Raw genomic sequence first — 20,019 nt, forward strand, 5'->3', positions numbered from 1 at the left:
CTTAACAAGAGGTGATGATAAAAGGACAAGGAAAATTCCTAATGGGTTCACTTAGAAGGTGGAAATATTAATTTGACAGATATTATGACAATAAAATTGGCAATTGTTAAGAATAAATAAAGTTAGAAAAAGGATATCTAATGACATCCTTTTTCTAACTTTATTTGCTTCTTCTTTTGTAAAATAAATAGATGATACCGAACAACAAGTAGAAACACCATTAAAACAACTTATCCATTTCTTTAAACGGGAATGGTAATTATTAATATTATTGAGGTGGTAGATGCCTTTCTTTACATATTCGTTCTTCCTGCCGTTTATGATGACGTGTTCCACATCTTTATTAGACGTATAAGATTTGTAAGAATTGTGAGCAACGGAAATAAGCACCGTATCACTCTTAAAATGCGATGTAAGAGTTGGATCAATTTGCTCTACTAGAATTTTACCTGAACCGACTTGCTTGGAAAGGATTGTTTTGTTTCGGTCTCTAGCTACTAATACACAGACTTGTTCATTGGAAATACCTCTTTTTGTAGCAGAACCGCCACGCTTTCTTGGTTTACGGTTCGCGATAACCCTTCGTCCTTTATGGCTTTCTAAGAAGTATGTTTCATCTACTTCTACTAGTCCTTCAAAAATACCGATACTTTCTTTGGCAAGAGCAGACAACACTTTGTGCCTCCAGTAAAAAGCAGTTACGTGAGTGATATCAATTTTAAAAGCTGTTTTACGAAGTGATAAACCATTCAACATACGCTCAATAAATGGAATCCATTTGTCTGCCTTTTTCGAACGATTCATAGGGGAATTGGTCAAGTCATTGCTTAATTTATGACAGTCTTTGCACTTCTAACGTTGGCGACCATCTCGCTTGTTATCACGAAGCACTGATGTACTTCCACAATGACGACAATGAAATCCATGTGAAAACTTCGTCTCTCTCAATTCACCAATTAAAGCTCCTTGTTGTGAAGCTGATACAGAGAAATGGCGAGCTAGATAATCTAAAATGGATTCTTTGTCCCTATCGTTTAAAGAAGAAATATCAGCTATTATGTTCGTTAAAGTCATTTGAATTGCCCCTTTTGTAATTTATACCGTCTGGATACCACAAAAGATTATGATTTATTCGAAATCAACCAATGACTTTAACATAGCCTTTTTTAATTGTTTTAAGCGCAAAACATTTGTACAATAACATTGTATGTAGAATTTTCAAAAAATAAAGCGCTAACAAGAGAAGTGCAAAGGGGATTCCTACTAAGTGGGACTGCATTAGCGTTATACAAAAGAGGAGGAGAAGAAATGGAATATAGAATCGAGAAAGATACAATGGGGGAAGTAAAGGTTCCTTATGATAAATATTGGGGTGCACAAACGGAAAGAAGTCGTAACAACTTCAAAATAGGGAATGAAAAAATGCCGATTGAATTGATTCACGCATTTGCTTATGTAAAACAAGCGGCTGCTAAAGTGAATTTTGATCTTGGTGATTTATCTGAAACGAAGAAAAATGCCATTGTAAAAATCTGCGGTGAAATTTTAGAAGGCACATTGGACAAGCATTTCCCACTAGTTGTCTGGCAAACGGGTAGCGGTACACAAAGTAATATGAATGTAAATGAAGTCATCGCAAACAAAGGAAATGAGTGGTTGAAGGAAGTTGGCAGTGACGAATTACTTCATCCAAATGATGATGTGAACAAAGGGCAAAGCTCGAATGACACATTCCCAACTGCGATGCATATAGCGGCATATGTTGAAGTGGCAAGCAAATTGGTTCCCGCAATCAAAGTACTTCGTGATACATTTGCAGCGAAAGAAAAGGAATTTGCAGACATCGTGAAGATTGGCCGTACGCATTTACAAGATGCTACGCCAATCACACTTGGTCAAGAAATCAGTGGCTGGAGAGCGATGCTTGATAAATCTCTTAATATGGTTGAGGAAAGCAGCAAGCATATTTTGAATTTGGCACTTGGTGGAACAGCAGTTGGTACTGGAATTAACTCTAAGCCAGAATTTTCTGCTTTATCTGCAAAACAAATGGCCGAGGATACTGGATTTGATTTTGTTACATCGGATAATAAATTTCATGCCTTAACAAGTCACGACGAAATTGCTTATGCACATGGCGCAATCAAAGCCCTTGCAGCTGACCTAATGAAAATTGCAAACGACGTAAGATGGTTAGCAAGCGGCCCAAGAAGCGGGATCGCTGAAATCGCTATTCCTGAAAATGAGCCAGGAAGCTCAATCATGCCTGGTAAAGTGAACCCAACCCAAAGTGAAGCATTAACGATGATTGCGGTTCAAGTAATTGGTAATGATACAGCAATCTCAATTGCGGCGAGCCAAGGAAACTTTGAATTGAACGTATTCAAGCCTGTTATTATTTATAACTTCCTGCAATCTGTAAAACTGTTGTCTGACGGAATTCACTCGTTCAATGACAACTGTGCAGTAGGAATTACAGCAAACTTAGACAAAATTAAAGAAAATGTTGAACGTTCATTAATGCTTGTAACAGCACTTAATCCGCATATCGGTTACGAAAAAGCAGCGGAAATTGCAAAAACGGCATTTAAAAACAACTCAACATTAAAAGAAACAGCCCTTAAACTAGGCTACCTAAACGAAGAACAATTCGAAGAGTGGGTAAATCCGCAGAATATGGTGAATAACTAAGTAAGTAGAAGTGTAACAGCAGGCGCAATAAAAACACTCAAGTTAGAGATGTGTTAAGAGGGTCTGGCCACGTACTCCTTATTCCGTATAAAATGTACAATCACTTATTTTTCTGAATATAAGAGTTACGTGGTCCGACCCTTTGGTTTTGATTAAGCCCCATGATGTTAATAGGAGGAAAAGAAGATGACATTATGTCCACTTTGCAATGGACTTCGAAAAATTCATGTTGCATGCACAGAATGTGAATCCGAAATGAAGGATATGGGAAAAGCCATGGACTATGATGATGAGTATAGTGCATATATGGACATTGATACCTTAAAGCAAAACGATGGCTTTCCAGATTCATTAAAAAAAGGTCAGTGTCCACATTTAATGAAGTGTCTGAACTGTAATCACGATGAGGTTATCTTAGTTAAGGAATGAGAAACAAAAAAACGAATCGAGCTTCCGGTATGAGAGAGTCGATTCGTCAATAGCTGTTCATTCCGCTGATCCTTTATCTTGCTTGCGTTTTATATCAAAGGCTGTGTTAATCACAACAACTTATATAAATAATATTCATTAACGGGTTCTCCGTTAATAATCAGCGAATGAACCTTCTCACCTTCCAAGATAAAGCCCATTTTTCGATATAAATTAAATGCTTTACTATTGTCTTTTATAACAGTTAATCCTAATCTTGATAGTTCATTTTCTCTTGCCCACTCGAATACTCGATTGAATAATTTAGAGGCGATACCTTGCCCTTGAAATTCTTCAAGGACACCTAGTAAGAGATAAGCAGAATGTTGATTTCTTTTTACATTTCCGCCAAATGCTGCGATAAAACCTACGAATTTATTTTCCTGTTCGACAACAAAGATGATTGATTTCTTTTCAGATAAAATTCTTTCAATGGATTTTATCTGTTGTTCAGGAGTCGTTTTTCTTTCACCAGGTTCAAATAACATAAAATTAGAGTCATCAATTCTTTTACTTAATTCGATAAAACCTTCTGCATCACGAACTTTAATGGGTCTAATCACGACTAACGACTCCTTTCAAACTATTATTCTCCAAATGGGTCATCGTACCAGCTAAAGATTCAATGCGAGACTTTACATTTCTTTATACTTCAATGTAAAGAAAACAAGTATTCTATCTTTTTTCTGGTGGGAAGACTTTAGTTTTTATTATGGATTCAAAAGAAATGGTAAAACAAAAGGACATTACTACTATTAGAGTAATGCCCTTGTTTTAATCATTTAATTTTAACAGAAACTTTATTATTTTCCTATCTATGCCAACTGTTGCTCGGCGAATTCACGATATAAGTCATGTGATAGAGTTAAATCCTGATGGGTACCGATGCCTGTTACTTGTCCTTTTTCGATGAATATGATTTTATCAGCATCGACGATTGTTGATAATCGATGAGCGATGACGAATGTAGTACGTCCTTCCATTAATCGTGTTAATGCTTGTTGGACAACACTTTCTGATTGGCTATCTAAGCTTGCTGTTGCTTCATCCATCATGAGAATTTTAGGGTCTCGTAAAAAAGCACGGGCGATAGCGATCCGTTGTCTTTGACCACCAGATAGTTTCACACCACGCTCACCAACTTCCGTGTCCAAACCTTTCGGGAAATCTTCAATAAACTGGTCGGCGTATGCCATTTTGGCTACTTCCCATAGGCGTTCATCAGATATTTGCGTTGAATCGTTCAAACCATAACATAAATTTTCGCGAATTGTCCCAGCCATCATAGCACTTTCTTGTGATACATAACCAATTTGACTGCGCCATGAATCAAGTGATAATTGATTTATTGGCGTGTTACCGATTCGTATTTCTCCTGTAGTCGGTTCGTAAAATCGTTCGAGTAAGCCAAACATCGTTGTTTTACCGCTTCCGCTTGGTCCAGCAAAAGCGATCATTTCGCCAGGTTGAGCTTCAAGTGAAATATTTTCTAGAACAGGTTCATCCTCACTATAAGCAAATGACACGTTTGATACTTGAATTGGCTCGTTTGTAATATCCATTTCTATGCCATCTTGGCCAGATTCTAATGGTAATTCCAAAATCTCGATAATTCGCTCTGTCGCACCTTTTGCTTTTTGTAATTGTGTAAAGAACATCGCAAAGGATGTGATCGGCATAATAATTTGGAATAAATAGAGTAAAAAGGCGATAAGTGAACCAGTTGACATCGATCCATTTGCTACCCGCATGCCGCCATACCCAATAATCATTACAATGACAACCATAATGACGAGGTACATAATTGGACCGATTAAAGCAAAAATACGTGCTTCCTTTAATCCGTAACCAAGTAATTTCTCAATGCCTGTTAACCCATTTGTTTCTTCATTTTGTTCAGCGGTTGAGGATTTCATTAAGCGAATTTCACTAAGAGTTTGTTGGATTTGTCCAGTGAAGGTGGCTGTTTCATCTTGTAAACCACGTGAGATTTTCGCCATTTTTCGACCGAGTGGAATCATGATGACTAATGTTATTGGTACAGAAATTAACATCAGAAGTGTCATTTTCCAATCCATGACAAGTAAGATGACAATGGCACCAATAATCGAAATAATACCTGTAATAAATTGAGGGAAGTGATTCGAAATTAAATCTCGCACAACACTTGTATCATTAACGACTCGACTCACCGTTTCACCACTTGATTGTTTATCAAAATAAGTTACTGGCAATCGAATCAGTTTTAGCCACATGCGATCACGAAGCCTTGCGACAATTTTATGGCCGACTAGGCTTAATAAATAAATGGAGATTCCGCTTATGATCGCTTGGATAATAAAAGCTGCCCCAATGCCGATTATGAGTGGAACACTTAATGATGCGACGGAAAACCCATCTACTAAATTCTTTGTCAATAATGGCACGACAAGGCCTGCAATAGTTGTTAGAAGGCTTGCTGTTAAACCAATAATAAGTGCGACTTTCGGGATATTCGTTGATAAAATTAGGGAAATAAATGGCCTTAAGCCACTTTTTTGATTTTTCATTGTCTATAACTCCTATCATTGCGATCTATCTATTGTCGGTGGAGAGTGGAGGGTTTTCAACTGCAGTTCTTCCATTATGAACAGCATGAGGTCTCATGTCAATAATATGTTAGCCTCGAGTATTCCTTCAAGCATTGCGCTTAGAGAACGAAAAGGGTATTGCTCAAATCTTGTAGCTGCTTTATGCCATTTATTCATCCTTATGTCTCTTATGGATACAATCTAGCTGTTGATTCATCAAGAAATTAGAGTGCAATCGTTAGATCTGAGCCGGAAATGGCTACTAACCTTCGTGGCACATACTATAAGTTTGCGGGAGGCATTGGAAACATAGGTGGGAGATGAGGAAAACCTCCACTGATAACAGTTTTACTATGTGTTTCTTTGAACAGTATCATAATTAGATAAGGTTTCAACGTTGCTTGCATTTGGAAAAGACGCTTAGACAGATTGTCTAAGCGTCTTTGTGTTAAGAGATTGTAAATTAATTTACATAAATCGCTTACAATTCAAAAGATTTAACTTTTATGTGATGAATTGGTAAACCCCGTCATTTTAGTATGAAAATATGTTTAAATGGGTTTGACGAAAGATGGAGGTTGAAAAATGAAGCACGTAGAATTGATGGATATATCAAAGTCGTACGATAAACATACAAATGTATTAGATGAAATTAACCTTTCGATTAACAAGGGTGAGTTCTTTGTTTTAGTCGGTCCCTCTGGATGTGGAAAAAGCACATTATTAAGAATGGTTGCAGGGTTAGAAGAAATAACCGGAGGCGTACTGAAGCTAAATGATGAAGTAGCAAATCATCTACCACCTAAAAATAGAAATTTATCTATGGTTTTTCAAAATTATGCACTCTACCCACATTTAACAGTAGAGCAAAATATACTTTTTGGTTTAGATGTTAAGAAGATTAATAAAAAAGAACAAAAAAGAAGACTTATGGAAACAGCAGAAATGATCGGTTTAAGTGAATTATTGAAAAGAAAACCTAAGGAACTATCTGGTGGTCAAAGGCAGAGAGTGGCATTGGCTAGGTCAGTTGTAAGTGAAGCGCCACTTTGCTTAATGGATGAACCACTATCAAATTTAGATGCCAAATTGCGGGCACATATGCGCGTTGAAATACGTAGATTGCAAAGAAAGTTGGGTCTCACAATGATCTATGTCACCCATGATCAAGTCGAGGCAATGACAATGGGTGATAGGATTATGGTTTTGAATGATGGGAAAGTACAACAAGTTGGAAAACCGATTACTTTATATAACGAACCAGCCAATACATTTGTAGCCTCTTTTATTGGCTCCCCAAAGATGAATATGGGAAAAGCTGAGTTATTCGTTGAGAATCGTCAAATTAAAGTGGAGGACAAGCTTACGTTTAATTTAAGTCCGTCAGATTTAATACATATACCATCAGACAAAAATACAATAATTGGCATTAGAGCAGAACATATTTATCCAGCAACTGAACAAGATGCAACTAATTATTTAGAAGTTGTTGGTGTGGAGCAGTTAGGAAATGAAACGATTATTGTTTTTGAAGAATTAGGAGGTCATCTATGGAATGCTAAATGGCCGGGCCAATGGGCGATTAATCCGGGTGCTAAGGTTCCGGTTAACATTTCAGTTCAAAATTTTTGTTTCTTTGATGCAGAAAATGGTCAATTAATACAACCTGCATATCAAGAAAAAAATCAAGAGCAAGAGGTCATTGCACAATGAATACAGAATCTGCTATGCCGTTTGAGTATAATCAAGTTCATTTCGAGGCGTTAAAAAAACAACAGCGTAAAAAAGTTTTCTTGAAAGGCCTTTTATTCTTATTACCCTCATTACTTTTATTTAGTATTTTTATATTTTATCCAATGATCCGTACGGTATATTTAAGTTTCTTTTTAACAAATCAAGCAGGTATAACAACAGTCTTTGTTGGAATGCAAAATTATATCGATATCTTCACATCTCCAATATTTATGAAAAGTTTAACATCAACATTTTTATTTGTTTTATTCACAGTGCCGGGAACGATTATTGTAAGCTTATTTTTGGCAGTTATTGCAAATGAAAAGATAAAAGGGATCGGCTTTTTCCGAATGATATTTTCATCCACGATGGGGGTATCTGTAGCGGCAGCTTCTGTTTTTTGGCTATTTTTATTTCATCCGAGTATTGGATTTTTTAACAAAATATTAGTGACATTCGGTTTTGATAAAATCGGTTGGTTAACAAATCCAGAATGGGCCCTTGCTTCTGTTTCATTATCAACAGTTTGGATGAATATTGGTTTCACATTTTTAATTATTCTTGGTGGTTTACAATCCATTGATTCTCATCTATATGAAAGTGCAAACATAGATGGTGCGGGATTTTTCTACAAATTGCGACGGATTACAATCCCGATGCTTTCTCCTACCTTATTCTTTGTGGTCACTGTTTCAATCATTAATGCCTTTCAAACCTTTGGCCAAATCGATATGTTAACAAAAGGTGGACCAAGTAATGAAACAAATCTTATCGTTTACTCGATTTATCGTGAAGCGTTTGTGAACTATCAGTATGGTACAGCAAGTGCACAAGCTGTCGTCTTGTTCATTATTATACTCATCATGACAGTGATCCAGTTCAAGCTTGGTGAAAGGAAGGTCCATTATCAATGAGGATGCCTCTTTCTAAAAAAATCGTCTTATATACATTACTCACAGTATCGGCATTCCTAGTATTTGTCCCAATCATCTTTGCTTTCTTGATGAGCTTTATGAATAGTCAGGATGCGATGTTAGGTAAAATAATCCCTTCTGTGTGGACACTTGATAATTACGTGAAGGCATTCGAACGTTTACCATTGCTGAAATTTCTATTCAACAGCTTAATTACTTCTCTACTTATTATGATCGGTCAGTTAGTCTTGTCTAGTTTAGCGGCTTACGCATTTGTTTTTCTGAAATTTAAAGGGAGGGATGCTTTATTCTTTTTGTTTATTGCAACCATGATGATCCCATTTGAAGCGTCAATTATCCCAAACTTTCAAACGATTAAAGGGATGAATTTATTAGATACGTATCCAGGGTTGGCCTTGCCTTTCTTGGCTACAGCATTTGGTACTTTTTTATTAAGACAAACATTTAAACAAATTCCTAAAGAACTTAAAGAAGCAAGTGAAATTGCTGGGATGGGCCATTTTAAATTTTATTTAACAGTCGTATTACCCGTTGCAAAAACAAGTCTAGTTACATTAGCACTTTATGGCTTCTTAACGGCTTGGAATATGTACTTATGGCCGCTTTTATCTACAACAAATGATCATGTACGAACCGTTCAAATTGGCTTAAAGCAATTGCAATCACAAGAAACAGTCAATCAATGGGGAGTTGTAATGGCTGGTGCAATGGTTGTGGCCATTCCTACGCTGATTTTATTATTCGTAGGGCAAAAGAGACTCCAAAAAGGGTTAGCTGAAGGTGCACTTAAATAACGATGGGTTCAATGATTATCAAATAGAAAAAAACTAAAGGAGACTATTACAATGATAAAAAAGTTTTTCGCTTTAATTATGGCAAGTCTATTAGTGATTCTAGCTGGTTGTGGTTCAAATCAAACATCAAGTACTGAGAAAGGATCTACATCTGAAAAAGATGACAAACAAGTTGTTACATTCTGGCATTCCATGAGTGGCGTGCCTCAAGAAACATTAAATAGTATTGTAGAGGAATATAATAATTCCCAAGATAAGGTTCAAGTAAATGCAGAATTCCAAGGAACGTATGAAGAGTCACTTCCGAAGTTTCATAGTGTTGGTGGAACGAAAGATGCTCCGACCATGATTCAAGTACAAGAAATTGGTTCAATGTCTATGATTAATAGTGGGAATATTGAAGCTATTCAAAAATTTATCGATGCTGAAAATTATGATATGAGTGGTCTCGAAGAAAATATTATTAACTATTACAAAGTAGATGACAAATTCTATTCTATGCCTTTTAACTCCTCAACACCTGTCATGTACTACAATAAAGATGCATTTAAAAAAGCTGGATTAGATCCTGAAAAAGCTCCAGAAACGTTTGAAGAAGTAGAAGAAGCAGGTAAGAAAATTGTTAAAAGTAATGACCAAATGAAAGGATTCGCTTTACAAGCATACGGTTGGTTATTTGAAGAGTTATTAGCTAATCAAGGTGGATTACTGTTAAATAACGACAATGGTCGCACAGATACACCTACAGCAGTCGAATTTGATAATGAAAAAGGGAAATCAATCTTCGAATGGGCAAAAAGAATGACGGATGCTGGAACTTTTGCAAACTATGGAACAAACTCTGATAATATGCTTTCTGGCTTCTTAGCAGGCGATGTAGCGATGTTCTTACAATCATCAGCTTCTTCAAGAGACGTGATTGACAATGCTCCTTTTGAAGTGGGCGTAGCTTTTTTACCTCACCCTGAAGCTGAAGAACGTCAAGGTGTTGCAATTGGCGGTGCAAGTTTATGGATGTCAAGCGGCAAAGATGAAGCAGAACAAAATGCAGCTTGGGATTTCATGAAGTATTTACAAACTCCAGAAGTACAAGCTAAATGGCATGTAGGTACAGGCTACTTTGCCATTAATCCAGCTGCTTATGATGAGCAAGTTGTTAAAGATGCATACAAAGAAATGCCACAATTACAAGTTTCTGTACAACAGCTTCAAGCGACAAAACCGTCTTTTGCGACACAAGGCGCATTAATGGATATGATTCCGGCAGAACGTAAAATTATCGAAACTGCACTTGAAACAGTTTATAACGGCGGAGATGTAGATGAAGCATTCAATAGTGCGGTTGAACAGGTGAATGCAGCGATTGAACAATCTAATGCAGCAAGAGGAAAGTAATTTTTAATGATCGTTGATAAAGTAAAAAGAAAGAGAATAAAGCGAAAAAAATGCTTTGTTCTCTATTTCTTTATCCCTAAGTACAAGGGGCGGCTTCACTTGGTAAGTGCAATCAATTTTATTGGAAAATAAACAGGAATAGTTGAAAATTGTATAGATATTCGGCACTGCTTACGACATCTTATTAGGTTGGTTTTGCGATTAAGATGTAAACCTTCCTTCATATTAATTAATGGCGTTAAAATACTATATCGATTTTGAATGAAGGACATGGGGACGGGGCTTCGCGACTTATCTATATAGACCATCTACTTTGCAGATACCCGTCCTTTATGAAGAAAGTACTTCAAAGTCCAGCTCCGCATCGCCACCATTGTGATTAGGCGAGTGTAGCGTGCTTAATGTATAGAACCTTCATGGTAAATGGTGGTGTTTTAACACCATACCCATGTAATAAGAAAGAAAGGATTGTGTTAATCATGATTCAAACTAAAATATTTGGTCACCGTGGAAGTATGGGCACCATGCCAGAAAACACTCTATTGGGATTCCTTCAGGCATGTGAGTGGGGGGTAGATGGTATTGAACTCGATGTACAAATGACAAAAGACGGAGAATTAGTAGTGATTCATGATGAAACAATCGATAGAACGACAGATGGTACAGGTTATGTGAAGGACTATACTCTACAAGAATTAAAACAGTTTAGTGCAGGAGTAAAATCCTCTAATTTAGCCTTGTTTGATAAACATGTTTGGTCTAAAGAACGTATACCAACCCTAGAAGAAGTCTTAGAAATGATTACACCTTATCAAATTGAATTAAATATAGAATTGAAAACAGATATGTTTCCTTACGATGGGATTGAAGAAAAGGTTTTAGCAATTGTTCATCAATTTGATTACGCTGATAAAGTAATTTATTCTTCATTTCATTTACCAACTATACTAAAATTGAAAAAAATTGAGCCAAATGCGAGAATTGCATGGTTATTAGTTTATGAACTCAGCCGTCCGTCTGAATATATTCAAAGTTTAGCATTAGAAGGATTACATCTTCATAAAGATTTACTATTAAACAAAGGGAATTATGGTATCAGTGCAGATGATTTTAAGATCAGAGTGTGGACAGTAAATGATCCAAAAGAAATGGAACAACTAGTAAACATGAATAATATAGATACCATTATGACAGATTTTCCAAAGGAAGCTCTTTTCTTAAGAAATGCTCACTCAGTAAAATTTTGATTTCAGATTTTTGTTTTAAGATACCTGATGACTAGCACCACTCGAAAGAAATACGCTGTTAAATATCTATGTAATTATTTGAGGAACGATTCACTTCAAGTAATCACCAATGCGTGTGGAGTACTGCGTTGATAAAACGAGCTAAATAATGAGCAGATGGAGTAGGGGGATCTTGTAATAGACCTCCGCTTTTCCATCTGCTTTTATTTTTAATGTCACGGAGTTCAAACGTACTACCTGAAATACTTGGAAGTTTAATTTACTTCAACTACCCCATCTCCTTTGAATGAACGAATCATAAAACTAGTGTAATAAACAATATTGAACAAGTGTGTTTATTACCAAGGTATATAGGTGAAAGATAGAAATGATTAATTAAAATTTTTTGTGCTGGTTACAAAATACCTGTAACTTGCCTTTCTAGCTTTTTATCAGATTCTATTGTATAAATAACTGGAAGTTGAAAACATCCAATTTTCGAGTGCTGTAAATCATTTTATGAAGGAGATAACCGGGATGAAAAAAGTATTGCCTACTATTATCTGTTTATTTTTCATTTTCGGAGTGTATGTCACAATAGATAGTCAATGGATGCAGAACCGAGCAGAAGTTGACATGAATTCGTTTATTGTGATCGGACACCGCGGTGCTTCAGGATATGCTCCCGAGCATACAATTCCTTCTTATGAACTTGCTTTAAAACTAGGTGCGGATTATTTGGAAATCGATTTGCAGATGACGAAAGATGGAAAGTTAGTTGCAATGCATGATGACTTGGTTGATCGGACTACCAATGGTAAAGGAAAAGTATCTACTTATACACTCGCAGAACTTCAAGAGCTTGATGCGGGGTCATGGTTTAACAAAGAACATAAGAAGTTTGCCGATTCAGTTTACGAGAATTTGAAGGTGCCTTCATTAGACGAAATTATTGGTACGTTTGGAGAAACAGCCAATTATTATATCGAAACGAAGAATCCAGACAAATATCCAGGTATGGAAAAAGAATTACTCAAAATATTAAATGAAAATGGATTAATAGGTTCAGATGCTATAAAAGGAAGAGTAATCATTCAATCATTTAGCGAAAAAAGCCTTCGCAAGATTCATGCAAGTAATCCAGATATTCCGCTCATTCAATTGATAAAATACCAAGGGAGAGCCAAAGTCTCAAATAGTCAAATCAAGAGATGGAAAGAGTATGCAAGTGGGGTTGGACCGAACTATCGAAAGATTGATAAAAACTACATTCATACGATAAGAAAGGCTGGCTTGTGGATCCATCCGTACACAATTGATAACCAAGAAGATATGAAAAAGTTAATTGGGTATGGCATTACAGGTGCGTTTACTGATTTGGCTGACCGGCTAGTTCAGGCAAGCAAAGAGGTTCCAGCCCCGACAAATTATGAGTAATAGTGGGCAACATAGTAAAAGTCATATAAAAAGCCCTTGGGTAAGATTTGTTTGGAAAAGATGAAGGGAACTGTTGAATGGACGGAATCTATTTACCACGGGTGCTGATGATCCACATTAAAATAGAAGAAACTCGTCAAAAAGAGCCTTTATTAAAGCGGGAGTAAAGGACTTTTTAGGGATATGAGAAGGTCGATATGTTTGGATTACCATTTCCTTAATGGGGGCAGTTTCTATATAGTCCTACTTACCTACACAAGAGGAAGGATATTACTTATAGAACCTGAATCTTAATGAAGTGTAGGTGGGGGATGAAGAACCCCCACTGATTGGATTTTTGCACTATTTCTAATTCCGAGTTGCGCTTATGAATAATAGCCCGTAACAAAGATCCCTCAGAGACACAAGGAGAGAATTTTTTAATTAATTCTTACGGATTCCAATCTTCCGGCCAGCCTCATTAGGCATGGGGTGGGACTGATAATCGTTTGCCATATTTTCAATCCGTGTTTTGATAGATGCTGGAAACGGAGCAGGGCGTCCTTCGGTCATGTCCATTCCCATCAACATTTGTTCACTTGTTGCTAAGCGGTCACCCTGGTCATTTTCCATGACGAAAAATACATGTAGTCTTTTGGCGTCGTGGTCTAACAGATGGATTGTGACACGAAGGCCTTGACCTTCATGTGCCTCTTTTATGAACAGGAGATGTGTTTCTAATGTATAGATCGAATAATGATATTGATTACGAAAGTCAGCATTGATCCCTAACACGATCATTAGACGATCAACGGCCATGCTAAATACGATTGCATAAGCAGCATCAGTCATATGTCCGTTATAGTCAATCCAATCCTTTCGAACGATGTCTTCTAGCAACGGTTTTACGGTTTGAGACATTTCGCACCCTTCCTCCCTTTATACTTTCCCACTTAAGTTTGCTCCTGGCCAATATTTTTCTAGTAGTTGAAGGAGTTCGATCAGAAAATCATCACGACGCTGTTCAAGTTGAGATATTGGATGTCCAGCTGTTTGCTGTTCACAGCCAGCCACAACTTTATTCGTTAGCCCCTCCGTTAGTTCAGGTGCAACGAGTTTGGTCCAAGGAAGTTTTAATGCAGGTCCAAATTGTTCGAGCATATGCTTCATCCCTTGTTCACCGCCAGCGAGGTGCAGAGTTAAGAAAGGTCCCATTAATGCCCAACGTAACCCAGGACCATAAACAATTGCCGCATCTATTTCTTCTGTTGTAGCGATGCCGTCATTTACAAGATGTAATGCTTCGCGCCAAATTGCTTCCATAAGACGGTCCGCAATATGACCTTCGATTTCGTTAGATATAACAAGCGGTTTCATCCCGATTGATTCATAGAAATGTTCTGCCCGTTTTATAACGTCAGAGGAAGTATTTTTCCCACCAACAATTTCTACAAGTGGCACTAAATACACTGGGTTGAACGGATGAGCAACAATGACACGTTCTGGTTTTTCGCATTTTTCCTGTAATGTGGTAGGCATAATGCCAGATGTACTTGATGCAATGATCGCATCGGGTTTTGCATGTTGATCGATCATTGCTAATAGTGTTTGTTTTAATGTTTCGCGTTCTGGTGCGTTTTCTTGAATGAGATCTGCGTTTGCGATGGCTTTTGTAAGATTAGGTTCAAATATAAGTCGATCTTTTGAAGCTCCGGCAGCTAATCCTTTTTTTTCAAGAGTAGGCCATGCTTTATCGATTGCTGTTCGCATGCGTGCCTCAGCAGTTTCTGCTGGATCTGTTGCGATTACGTCATAGCCTTGAGCAAGAAAACGAGTAATCCAGCCATTCCCGATAACTCCTGTACCAACAACGGTTACTTGTTTGATCAAATTTGAATCCATACTATTCAGCCTTTCCGTGAGGATTATTTAATTTGAGGTGTATTCTTGCTTCTTGAGGTGTCATAGGCTTGGTACCAAGACCATCCATGATTGTGACAACTTTTTCTACTAACTGGCCATTTGTTGCAAATATCCCTTTATCAAGGTAAAGATTGTCTTCGAGACCTACGCGGACATTTCCACCAAGCAGCATTGATTGAATCGCTATTGGCATTTGATAGCGTCCGATCCCAAATGCAGACCAGTGAGCATTTTTTGGAAGCTTATCTCGCATGTATAGCATTGTTTCCGCATCCGCATCAGCTCCCCAAGGAATACCTAGGCAAAATTGAAACATAGGATCCCCATCAATAAGACCTTCATCCATTAATTGTTTAGCGAAGCGAAGGTGCCCGGTATCAAAGCATTCCAATTCTGGCTTAACACCACTTTGTTGAATGAGACGAGCTTGTTTGCGAAGCCAGTCATTTGGGCTTATATAAAGTTGATTGCCAAAGTTAAGGCTGCCACAATCAAGTGTACAAATCTCTGGTAATAATGTACCAACAGGTTCATGACGTTCCTCAGGTGTTTGGATGTCAGTTCCTGGCCCACCGACTGCTGGGTCTTCTTGGCTAGGAATCCAGTCACCACCACCACCTGCTGTAAGGTTAAGAATGACATCTGTGTCGGATTCACGGACTCGTTCCACCACTTCACGAAAAAGTTGAGGATCATGACTTAGAGCACCGGTTTTTGGATCGCGGACATGGATATGGGCGATTGTTGCTCCAGCTTTTGCTGATTCAATCGCAGCATTTGCAATTTCCTTTGGTGTGATTGGAACATGATGGCTCTTTTTTGTTGTATCGCCTGCACCGGTTACTGCGGATGTTACGATTACTTTTTTACTCATATCGATCCTCCTATTCTGCTTTTTAAAAACATTCACTTGTAGAGGTTGTTCAAAAATTACGGTAAAGAAGCTTGTGAATGCTCATGAATGACCTTCTGTTAAAATCGCGCACGTTCTGTGCAAGCAAGTCCAGTCCTCACGTATTATTGTATACGCGCAGATTATCGCTCGCAGAACTTCTTTGCTCTTTTATCTTCCTTTTTGAACACGCACTTGTACAAAAAAAAGAAAATGGACAGTGTTTCACCATTTTCTTTTTAAAATAAAGGACCGGAACCCGCTTACCTTATTACTAAATTCAAAGAAGTTCGTAATAAGATTAAGGCGGCATGGGCAACGTGTTTTAGTTTGCTCTTATTCCACCCCTAATTAGGTTCGGATCACAGATATATTTAATTGTTCTTCCATTTTAGAAATGAATTATGATTTTGGAACATGCTTGAAAATTTCCCCGCTATCGAAGAAATCGACTAAGCGTGTTAACCAATGGTAATAATCCAACCATTCCTTTGTTTCTTTGAGTAAGTCATTGACTTTTTTTTCTATTTCTTCTGTTAAAGTTTCATTCTCGAGCATGGCCTTTAATTCGGTTGATAATTTTTTCTCGAACAGTTTATTTTTTTTGATGGTCTTTTGCCAGTTGGAAGTGAATAACGAAACAAAGGTCTGGTAATAGTCTTGTTCAACATTATAAAGGTCTTTACGGACGCCTTTTTCAAAGACTTTTTCAGCAATATTGAGATCTAGCATTTCACGAACCACTTGGCTCATGCGCGTTTTACTCATGCCTGTTGCTTCTGATAATTCATCAAGGGTCATCGCTTTTCTATTCATATAGATAATACCAAGCACTCGGCCAACTGTTGTTGAGATCCCGAATGTGTGCATATTATCCGCAATTTTCTCGACAAATTGATCTTCCGCTTGTTTAATTTTACTAATTTGTTTTTCATCCACAACGATCATCCTTCCAATTGCCAGTTGCATATGTCACTGTATCACATTTGAGTAAAACTGGAAAATTAGTATTTGGAAGGAAATGAACAGATTGACGAGCATTTATAAGGAATGTCTTGCTTAAACTTTGTGTAATGAAGATTTTACGTAAATTTCATACAATTTGTACAGTTTGTAAACTTTTTAATTTACAAACTTTACTTTACACTTAAGAGGTTACTAAAATTTTTTCACGGTTAGGTCCTTATATTAAATAAATTGATGTAGGGAAAATAATGGAGGTGTCTTACATTTGCTGAAATTCGACCATGTTTCAAAAATGTATAAGGGAGGAAAAAAGGCAGTTAACGACTTATCCTTAGAGTTTAAAAAAGGAGAATTTATTGTTTTTATCGGACCAAGTGGCTGTGGTAAAACGACAACGATGAAAATGATTAACCGCTTAATCGAACCTTCTGAAGGAAGCATTTATATTAATGGAGAAAACATTTTAGAAAAAGATCCAGTACAACTTAGACGCGAAATTGGGTATGTAATTCAACAAATTGGACTATTCCCCCATATGACGATTCAAGAAAATATTTCACTCGTTCCAAAATTGCTAAAATGGCCGGAAGAAAAACGTCGTACACGTGCAAGAGAGTTGTTAGAACTTGTTGATATGACACCAGAATACTTAGACCGCTTTCCACATGAACTAAGTGGTGGGCAACAACAACGTATTGGTGTGCTACGAGCATTGGCAGCTGATCAGTCCCTTATTTTAATGGATGAGCCATTTGGTGCATTAGATCCTATTACCAGAGATGCTTTACAAGAAGAGTTCAAAAAATTGCAACAAAAACTAGGGAAAACAATTGTGTTCGTTACGCATGATATGGACGAAGCCCTTAAATTGGCTGATCAACTTGTGATATTGCGAGATGGTCAATTGGTACAGGTAGGTACTCCTGATGAAATATTAAGAAATCCGGTAAATGATTTTGTTGAAGAATTTATTGGGAAGGAACGGTTAGTTCAAGCTAGACCTAATATTCAAACAGTTGGGCAGATCATGAACCCAAAACCTGTTACTGTGACAGAGGACAGAACATTATCTGAAGCAATTCAAATAATGAAGCAACAAAGGGTAGATTCTTTACTGGTTATTGATGAAGAGCAGATGCTTAAAGGGTATATTGATGTTGAAATCATTGATCAATCCCGTAAAAAAGCGACACATGTTGGGGATGTACTGGTAACAGAATTACTAACAGTTGATAAAGACACACTGGTTCGTGATACAATTCGAAAAATCTTGAAAAAAGGAATGAAATATGTTCCTGTTATTGATCAAAAACAACGTCTTGTTGGGATTGTTACAAGGGCAAGTCTTGTTGATATTGTCTATGATTCTATTTGGGGCGAAGAAGAGATTGAACAATGATTGAAAGGAGGGAGAGGTGATGGATCGTATTATTGAGTTTTTTACTAATTATGGCGGCGAAATGTTATTTAAAACTTGGGAACATTTATATATATCATTAATTGCGGCGCTATTAGGGATCATTATAGCTGTTCCACTTGGGGTTGCGCTAACTCGTTTTCCGAAAGGTGCAAGCTTTGTGATGGGGATATTAGGCATTATTCAAACGTTTCCGAGTTTTGCAATTTTAGCCTTTTTTATTCCAATTCTAGGTGTTGGTAAAGTTCCAGCTATTATCGCTTTATTTTTCTATTCAGTCCTACCTATCTTGAGGAACACATATACAGGTGTCAATGGTGTTAAACGTAGTTTGCTAGAAGCAGGACGCGGGATGGGTATGACTGGATGGGAACGTATCCGTTACGTTGAAGTGCCACTAGCGGTTCCTATTATTATGGCAGGTATTCGTTTGTCCACTGTATATTTAATTGGTTGGGCAACTTTAGCGGCTTATATTGGAGCTGGTGGACTAGGTGATTACATTTTTAGTGGCCTTAACTTATACCAAGCCGAATTCATTGTTGCTGGAGCGGTTCCAGTTACTATTTTAGCCTTATTGGTTGATCTTCTTTTAGGTCGTGTTGAAGAAAAAGTAACACCTAAGGGAATTAGAAAAATGAAAGAAGCCGTTTAGGAAGGGGGAGCATGAAACGTGTTAAAAATAAATAAGAGTTTACTAGTTGCATTCGTCTCTTTGACTGTTTTCATTAGTGGTTGTTCTCTTCCTGGCTTGAGTGGACCAGCTAAGAATACAGTTACTGTCGGGACATTGGGTACGTCAGAATCACAGATTATGGGGAATATCGTTCGCCTTATGATTGAACATTACTCGGATGTCCACGTTGAAATGGTCAATAATTTAGGTTCATCGATCGTCCAACATAAAGCGATGATGAGCGGAGATGCTGATATTACTGCGACACGTTATACAGGAACAGACTTAGCGGGTGCGTTAGGAATGGAGCCGGTAAAAGATCCACAGGAAGCACTTGAAATTGTGCAACGTGAATTTGAAGAACGATTTGATCAAACATGGTTTGATTCATATGGGTTTGCTAACTCTTATGCATTTACTGTCACGAGAGAATTAGCTGAAAAAGAAAACTTGAACACAGTATCAAATTTAGAACCATTTGTTTCTGAGTTGAAATTAGGCGTTGATAATGCCTGGTTGAAACGAAAGGGAGATGGGTATGAGGGTTTCGTCTTAGAGTATGGGTTTGAATTTGGCAAAACATATCCGATGCAGATCGGTTTAGTTTATCAAGCGGCAGCGAACGGAAAGATGGATGTTGTGCTTGCTTATACAACAGATGGCCGTATTAAGGCATTTGATTTAAAAGTATTAGAGGACGATAAGTATTTTTTTCCACCATATGATACGTCAGTCGTTGCGAGTAATGATGTATTAGACAAACACCCAGGTCTCAGAGATATCCTTCAAAAACTAGCAGGTACAATTGATACAGAAAAAATGCAAGAGTTGAACTATGCTGCTGATGGAGAAATGAAGGAACCATTAATCATAGCAAGAGAGTTTTTGGAAGAACACAATTACTTTGAATAATTAG

The 20,019-nt window shown here is 37.3% G+C and carries 17 protein-coding genes and 1 pseudogene; 11 read left to right on the forward strand and 7 right to left on the reverse strand.

Features of this window, described 5'->3' with window-relative positions:
• Nucleotides 1-207: 207 nt before the first annotated feature.
• Nucleotides 208-1,074, reverse strand: a pseudogene (locus AC1MGI_RS10335) (IS1595 family transposase); the annotation flags it as partial.
• Between the two features lie 234 nt (nt 1,075-1,308).
• Here AC1MGI_RS10335 and fumC point away from each other — a divergent pair.
• Nucleotides 1,309-2,691, forward strand: coding sequence for a class II fumarate hydratase (fumC, locus tag AC1MGI_RS10340; RefSeq protein WP_480349617.1), 1,383 nt, complete (start codon nt 1,309-1,311; stop codon nt 2,689-2,691).
• A gap of 186 nt (nt 2,692-2,877) precedes the next feature.
• Entirely contained in the window at nt 2,878-3,120 is a 243-nt protein-coding gene (locus AC1MGI_RS10345) for a hypothetical protein (RefSeq protein ID WP_062182440.1), read from the forward strand.
• A 110-nt stretch (nt 3,121-3,230) separates the two neighbouring features.
• Here the strand turns inward: AC1MGI_RS10345 and AC1MGI_RS10350 are convergent, their stop codons facing one another.
• Entirely contained in the window at nt 3,231-3,722 is a 492-nt protein-coding gene (locus AC1MGI_RS10350; protein ID WP_480349618.1) for an N-acetyltransferase family protein, read from the reverse strand.
• A 252-nt stretch (nt 3,723-3,974) separates the two neighbouring features.
• Complete coding sequence (locus AC1MGI_RS10355; protein WP_480349619.1) at nt 3,975-5,708, reverse strand: ABC transporter ATP-binding protein; 1,734 nt, start codon at nt 5,706-5,708, stop codon at nt 3,975-3,977.
• Between the two features lie 606 nt (nt 5,709-6,314).
• Between AC1MGI_RS10355 and AC1MGI_RS10360 the strand changes: the two genes are divergently transcribed.
• The 6 genes from AC1MGI_RS10360 to AC1MGI_RS10385 all read left to right on the forward strand — a co-directional run bounded on the left by AC1MGI_RS10360 (nt 6,315) and on the right by AC1MGI_RS10385 (nt 13,250).
• Nucleotides 6,315-7,442, forward strand: a complete 1,128-nt coding sequence (locus AC1MGI_RS10360; RefSeq protein WP_480349620.1) for an ABC transporter ATP-binding protein — start codon at nt 6,315-6,317, stop codon at nt 7,440-7,442.
• Nucleotides 7,439-8,377, forward strand: a complete 939-nt coding sequence (locus AC1MGI_RS10365; RefSeq protein ID WP_480349621.1) for a carbohydrate ABC transporter permease — start codon at nt 7,439-7,441, stop codon at nt 8,375-8,377. The genes AC1MGI_RS10360 and AC1MGI_RS10365 overlap by 4 nt, the downstream gene beginning before the upstream one ends.
• On the forward strand, nt 8,374-9,192 hold the full coding sequence (locus AC1MGI_RS10370; protein WP_403072513.1) for a carbohydrate ABC transporter permease: 819 nt from the start codon (nt 8,374-8,376) through the stop codon (nt 9,190-9,192). The genes AC1MGI_RS10365 and AC1MGI_RS10370 overlap by 4 nt, the downstream gene beginning before the upstream one ends.
• Before the next feature lie 51 nt (nt 9,193-9,243).
• On the forward strand, nt 9,244-10,587 hold the full coding sequence (locus AC1MGI_RS10375) for an extracellular solute-binding protein (RefSeq protein WP_480349622.1): 1,344 nt from the start codon (nt 9,244-9,246) through the stop codon (nt 10,585-10,587).
• Nucleotides 10,588-11,066: 479 nt separating this feature from the next.
• Nucleotides 11,067-11,834 carry a glycerophosphodiester phosphodiesterase gene (locus AC1MGI_RS10380; RefSeq protein WP_480349623.1) on the forward strand — a complete coding sequence of 256 codons (768 nt, stop codon included), beginning with the start codon at nt 11,067-11,069 and terminating at the stop codon, nt 11,832-11,834.
• 516 nt (nt 11,835-12,350) lie between these two features.
• Nucleotides 12,351-13,250 (forward strand): glycerophosphodiester phosphodiesterase, encoded by a 900-nt coding sequence (locus AC1MGI_RS10385; RefSeq protein ID WP_480349624.1) that lies wholly within the window; start codon nt 12,351-12,353, stop codon nt 13,248-13,250.
• A 423-nt stretch (nt 13,251-13,673) separates the two neighbouring features.
• Here AC1MGI_RS10385 and AC1MGI_RS10390 read toward each other — a convergent pair whose 3' ends face one another.
• The 4 genes from AC1MGI_RS10390 to AC1MGI_RS10405 all read right to left on the reverse strand — a co-directional run bounded on the left by AC1MGI_RS10390 (nt 13,674) and on the right by AC1MGI_RS10405 (nt 16,983).
• On the reverse strand, nt 13,674-14,150 hold the full coding sequence (locus AC1MGI_RS10390) for a thioesterase family protein (protein ID WP_480349625.1): 477 nt from the start codon (nt 14,148-14,150) through the stop codon (nt 13,674-13,676).
• A gap of 18 nt (nt 14,151-14,168) precedes the next feature.
• Nucleotides 14,169-15,131: an L-carnitine dehydrogenase gene (locus AC1MGI_RS10395; protein ID WP_480349626.1), complete on the reverse strand. Its 963-nt coding sequence runs from the start codon at nt 15,129-15,131 to the stop codon at nt 14,169-14,171.
• Between the two features lies 1 nt (nt 15,132).
• Nucleotides 15,133-16,026, reverse strand: a complete 894-nt coding sequence (locus AC1MGI_RS10400; RefSeq protein WP_480349627.1) for a beta-keto acid cleavage family enzyme — start codon at nt 16,024-16,026, stop codon at nt 15,133-15,135.
• Between the two features lie 420 nt (nt 16,027-16,446).
• Entirely contained in the window at nt 16,447-16,983 is a 537-nt protein-coding gene (locus AC1MGI_RS10405) for a GbsR/MarR family transcriptional regulator (protein WP_480349628.1), read from the reverse strand.
• 292 nt (nt 16,984-17,275) lie between these two features.
• Between AC1MGI_RS10405 and AC1MGI_RS10410 the strand changes: the two genes are divergently transcribed.
• From AC1MGI_RS10410 to AC1MGI_RS10420, 3 genes are read left to right on the forward strand one after another with little or no spacing between them, the layout of a single operon-like run.
• Nucleotides 17,276-18,409 carry a betaine/proline/choline family ABC transporter ATP-binding protein gene (locus tag AC1MGI_RS10410; RefSeq protein ID WP_480349629.1) on the forward strand — a complete coding sequence of 378 codons (1,134 nt, stop codon included), beginning with the start codon at nt 17,276-17,278 and terminating at the stop codon, nt 18,407-18,409.
• Nucleotides 18,410-18,428: 19 nt separating this feature from the next.
• Complete coding sequence (locus AC1MGI_RS10415; protein WP_480349630.1) at nt 18,429-19,082, forward strand: ABC transporter permease; 654 nt, start codon at nt 18,429-18,431, stop codon at nt 19,080-19,082.
• Nucleotides 19,083-19,100: 18 nt separating this feature from the next.
• Complete coding sequence (locus AC1MGI_RS10420) at nt 19,101-20,015, forward strand: osmoprotectant ABC transporter substrate-binding protein (protein ID WP_480349631.1); 915 nt, start codon at nt 19,101-19,103, stop codon at nt 20,013-20,015.
• Nucleotides 20,016-20,019 lie beyond the last annotated feature (4 nt).

The organism is Peribacillus sp. BM1, from assembly GCF_056679975.1.